At 61.7% G+C, this 4,567-nt stretch carries 4 protein-coding genes; all 4 read left to right on the plus strand.

Annotation, left to right across the window (positions count from 1 at the left end; genetic code table 11):
• The first annotated feature begins 115 nt into the window (after window positions 1-115).
• The 4 genes from ACW9HW_RS29015 to ACW9HW_RS29030 are packed head-to-tail and all read left to right on the plus strand — an operon-like array spanning window position 116 to window position 4,264.
• Window positions 116-898: a sugar phosphate isomerase/epimerase family protein gene (locus ACW9HW_RS29015; RefSeq protein WP_457402750.1), complete on the plus strand. Its 783-nt coding sequence runs from the start codon at window positions 116-118 to the stop codon at window positions 896-898.
• Window positions 891-1,925 carry a sugar kinase gene (locus tag ACW9HW_RS29020; RefSeq protein WP_457402752.1) on the plus strand — a complete coding sequence of 345 codons (1,035 nt, stop codon included), beginning with the start codon at window positions 891-893 and terminating at the stop codon, window positions 1,923-1,925. Before ACW9HW_RS29015 ends, ACW9HW_RS29020 begins: the two co-directional genes overlap by 8 nt.
• A 47-nt stretch (window positions 1,926-1,972) precedes the next feature.
• Complete coding sequence (locus tag ACW9HW_RS29025) at window positions 1,973-3,265, plus strand: MFS transporter (RefSeq protein WP_457402754.1); 1,293 nt, start codon at window positions 1,973-1,975, stop codon at window positions 3,263-3,265.
• 21 nt (window positions 3,266-3,286) lie between these two features.
• A complete protein-coding gene (locus ACW9HW_RS29030; protein WP_457402755.1) occupies window positions 3,287-4,264 on the plus strand; it encodes a 2-hydroxyacid dehydrogenase in 978 nt (325 codons plus the stop codon).
• Window positions 4,265-4,567 lie beyond the last annotated feature (303 nt).

Below are 4,567 nucleotides of genomic sequence, written 5' to 3' on the forward strand. Positions count from 1 at the left end.
GAGGTCCTGTGTTCACAGATCCACTGTGGGAGCGAGCCTGCTCGCGAAGAGGCCCGAAAGAACAACACCTATTTTTTTGAACAAAAATGAAACCGGTTTCAGAGGTAGAAAAACAATGAACAAACCCGCCGTCTCCATCAGCCTCTCCAGCTACGGCGCCGATCTGGTACGCCAGCGTGGCCAGGGCAGCTTCATCGAAATACTGGCCGCCGCCGGCGCCAATCGCATCGAATGGCGCGAAGAATTACTCACCGATGAAGACCCCGCACAACTGTCCGAGGCTACTCGTACCCAAGGGCTGGAAAGCGTGTATTCCTCGCCCATGGAGCTGTGGCTGGCCGGCCAGTCGCAGCCCAGCCCCGAACTGACCAGCGCCCTGCAACGTGCCCAAGCCTTCGGCGCCAAATGGCTGAAAGTGTCGCTGGGCTACTTCACCGACAACAACGACCTGCAAACCCTGGCCCGCGTCCTGGGGCAAAGCCCGGTGCAGTTGCTGGTGGAAAACGACCAGACCCTGCACGGCGGCCGCATCGAACCTTTCCAGCGTTTTTTCACTGAAGTCGAGCAGCACAAGCTGCCCATCAAAATGACCTTCGATATCGGTAACTGGCACTGGCAGGATCAGTCCGCCGCCAGCGCCGCGCGGCTGCTCGGTCGTCACGTCGGCTATGTGCATTGCAAGGCCGTGTCACGGCGGGCCGACGGCAAACTGGTTGCCATACCCCCGGCTGCCAGCGACCTGCATCTGTGGGAACAACTGCTGCGGCACATGACACAAGACGTGATGCGGGCTGCGGAATATCCGCTGCAAGGCGACGACCTGGTGCAGCTCACCACCGAGCATGTCGCGGTCCTCGCCCGCCTCGGTCAGCCGCAGCTGGAGAGCGTCCATGTCTGAGATCGATATTCTGTCGTTCGGCGAAACCATGGCGATGTTCGTCGCCGATCAGAACGGCGACCTGGCCGAGGTCGAGCACTTCCACAAGCGCATAGCCGGGGCCGACAGCAACGTCGCCATAGGCCTGTCGCGCCTGGGTTTCAAGGTGGCGTGGTTGAGCCGGGTCGGTGACGATTCACTGGGGCGGTTCGTGGTCGATACGCTGCAAAGAGAGGGCCTGGACTGCAGCAATGTCGTGACCGACAGCGCGCACTCCACCGGCTTTCAACTCAAGTCGCGCACCGACGACGGCGACGATCCCAGGGTCGAGTACTTCCGGCGTGGTTCGGCGGCGAGTCATTTGTCGCCGCACGCCATCGTTCCCGAATTGCTCAAGGCGCGGCACCTGCACGCCACCGGCATTCCTGCGGCGCTGTCCGCCAGCGCGCGGGAAATGTCCTTCGAGCTGATGACCCGTATGCGCGACGCCGGGCGCAGCGTGTCCTTCGACCCCAACCTGCGCCCGAGCCTATGGGCCAGTACGCAACAGATGATCACCGAAATCAACCGCCTCGCCGCCCTCGCCCACTGGGTGCTGCCGGGCTTGAGCGAAGGTCGTTTGCTGACCGGCTTCGAAGACCCGGCCGACATTGCCGCGTTCTACCTTGACCAAGGTGTTGAAGCGGTGGCGATCAAGCTCGGCCCGCACGGCGCTTATTACCGCACGCATCTGGACGAAGGCTTCGTCGCCGGCGTACCGGTGGAAACGGTGGTCGACACCGTCGGTGCCGGCGATGGTTTTGCCGTGGGCATAATCAGCGCGCTGCTGGAAAACCACAGCATGGCCGACGCTGTGAAGCGCGCCAACTGGGTGGGCAGCCGGGCGGTGCAGAGCCGGGGGGATATGGAGGGGTTGCCGACCCGGTCCGAGATGTCAGCCGAATTTGAAGCCGCCATTCGCGAGCAGGCTCGCTCCCACAAAGACAACACCGTACCTGTGGGAGCGAGCCTGCTCGCGAAGAGGCCAGAACAATCACTGAAGATATAGAACCGTTACCTGCTGCAACAAAAACAACAAGCTCAGGAGCACCACTGATGAAAACCGCAACCCTCGCCACCCGCCGCTGGTGGTACATCATGCCCATCGTGTTCATCACCTACAGCCTGGCGTACCTGGACCGCGCCAACTACGGCTTCGCCGCCGCGTCCGGCATGGCCGCCGACCTGATGATCACCCCGGGCCTGTCGTCGATGCTCGGCGCGCTGTTCTTCCTCGGCTACTTTTTCTTCCAGGTGCCGGGGGCGATCTACGCGCAAAAGCACAGCGTGAAGAAGCTCATTTTCGTCAGCCTGATCCTCTGGGGCAGCCTGGCGACCCTGACCGGCATCGTCTCCAACGCCTACTGGCTGATCGTCATCCGCTTCATGCTCGGCGTGGTCGAGGCCGCGGTGATGCCGGCGATGCTGATTTACCTGTGCCACTGGTTCACCCGCGCCGAACGCTCCCGGGCCAACACCTTCCTGATCCTCGGCAACCCGGTGACCATGCTCTGGATGTCGGTGGTCTCGGGCTATCTGGTGCAGCACTACAGCTGGCGCTGGATGTTCATCATCGAAGGTTTGCCGGCGGTGCTCTGGGCGTTCATCTGGTGGAAGCTGGCGGATGATCGTCCAGCCCAGGCCAAGTGGCTCAACGACCAGGAAAAACACGACCTGGAAAGCGCCCTCGCCGCCGAACAGGTGGGCATCAAGGCGGTGAAGAACTACGCCGAAGCCTTCCGTTCGCCGAAAGTGATCATCCTGGCCCTGCAGTTTTTCTGCTGGAGCATCGGTGTCTATGGCTTCGTGTTGTGGCTGCCGTCGATCCTCAAGGCCGGTGCGCAGATGGACATGGTCGAAGCCGGCTGGCTCTCGGCGCTGCCGTATCTGGCGGCGGTGATCGGCATGTTGCTGGTGTCCTGGGGCTCGGACAAGTTGCAGAAGCGCAAACGCTTCGTCTGGCCGCCGCTGCTGATCGCCTCGATTGCCTTCTACGGCTCCTACGCCCTGGGCGCCGAACACTTCTGGTGGTCCTACACCCTGCTGGTGATCGCCGGTGCCTGCATGTACGCGCCTTACGGGCCATTCTTCGCGATCATCCCGGAGATCCTCCCGGCCAACGTCGCCGGCGGCGCCATGGCGCTGATCAACAGCATGGGCGCCCTCGGTTCGTTTGGCGGTTCTTATCTGGTCGGCTACCTCAACAGTTCCACCGGTTCGCCCGGCGCCTCGTACCTGTTGATGAGCGGTGCGCTGATGCTTTCGGTGGTGCTGACGATTGTCCTCAAGCCCGGCGCCAGTGACCGCGAACGGCCCCCGGTTACTGTGACCCTCCCTGCCCACTCCTGAATTGAAGTAGAGAAACTGACGATGAAAAAGCAGGTTGTGCTGTACAAGAAACTCTCCCCATTGCTGATGGACCGCCTTCAGGAACAGGCCGAGGTGACGCTGATCGACAGCCTTGATGCCGATGGCTTGAACCGATTGCGCGCCGCCCTGCCCCATGCCCAAGGCCTGCTCGGCGCCAGTCTGAAACTGGACGCGCAATTACTGGACCTGGCACCGAAGCTTGAAGCCATCGCCAGCGTCTCGGTGGGCGTCGACAACTACGACATTAACTACCTGACCGAGCGGCGCATCCTGCTCACCAACACCCCGGACGTGCTCACCGAAACCACCGCCGACACCGGCTTCGCCCTGATCCTGGCCACCGCTCGGCGCGTGGTGGAGCTGGCGAACCTGGTTCGCGCCGGCCACTGGCAGCGCAACATCGGTCCCGTGCACTTTGGCACCGATGTGCACGGCAAGACCCTGGGCATCATCGGCATGGGGCGGATCGGTGAAGCCTTGGCCCAGCGCGGTCATTTCGGGTTCGGCATGCCGGTGATCTATCACAGTCATTCGCCGAAACCGGCGGTGGAACAGCGATTCAACGCGCAGTACCGCAGCTTGCCGGCATTGTTACAGCAGGCGGATTTCGTGTGCCTGACCTTGCCGCTGACCGCTGAAACCGAAGGCTTGATTGGCGCGCAGCAGTTTACTCAGATGCGGCCGGAGACGATTTTCATCAATATTTCACGGGGCAAGGTGGTGGATGAAGCGGCGCTGATCGAAGCGTTGCGCTCGGGGCAGATTCGGGCGGCCGGGCTGGATGTGTTTGAGCGTGAACCGTTGAATCCCGATTCGCCGTTGTTGCAGTTGGAGAACGTCGTGGCGACACCGCATATCGGTTCGGCGACCCATGAGACGCGGGAAGCCATGGCCCGGTGTGCGGTGGACAATCTGTTGGCGGCGCTGTCGGGGGAGCGACCAGGGAATCTGGTGAATGACAGGGCCTGGAAGGCTTGAGAATCTCTTTGCTTGTCAGGCCGCTTTCGCGAGCAGGCTCGCTCCCACATTTGATCTGCGGCGCTAACAAATCCACTGTGGGAGCGAGCCTGCTCGCGAAGAGGCCAGCACAGGCAACACACACCCAAGCCAGACAGCAGATCTATCAACAACACAATTCCACTGTGGGAGCGAGCCTGCTCGCGAAGAAGCCAGCACAGGCAACACACCCCCAAGCCAGACAGCAGATCTATCAACACCACAAACCCACTGTGGGAGATTCTATGTTGTAGGTAAATCCTACCGCCTTAGATTCGGTTGGTA

The organism is Pseudomonas sp. SDO5532_S415 (assembly GCF_054071155.1).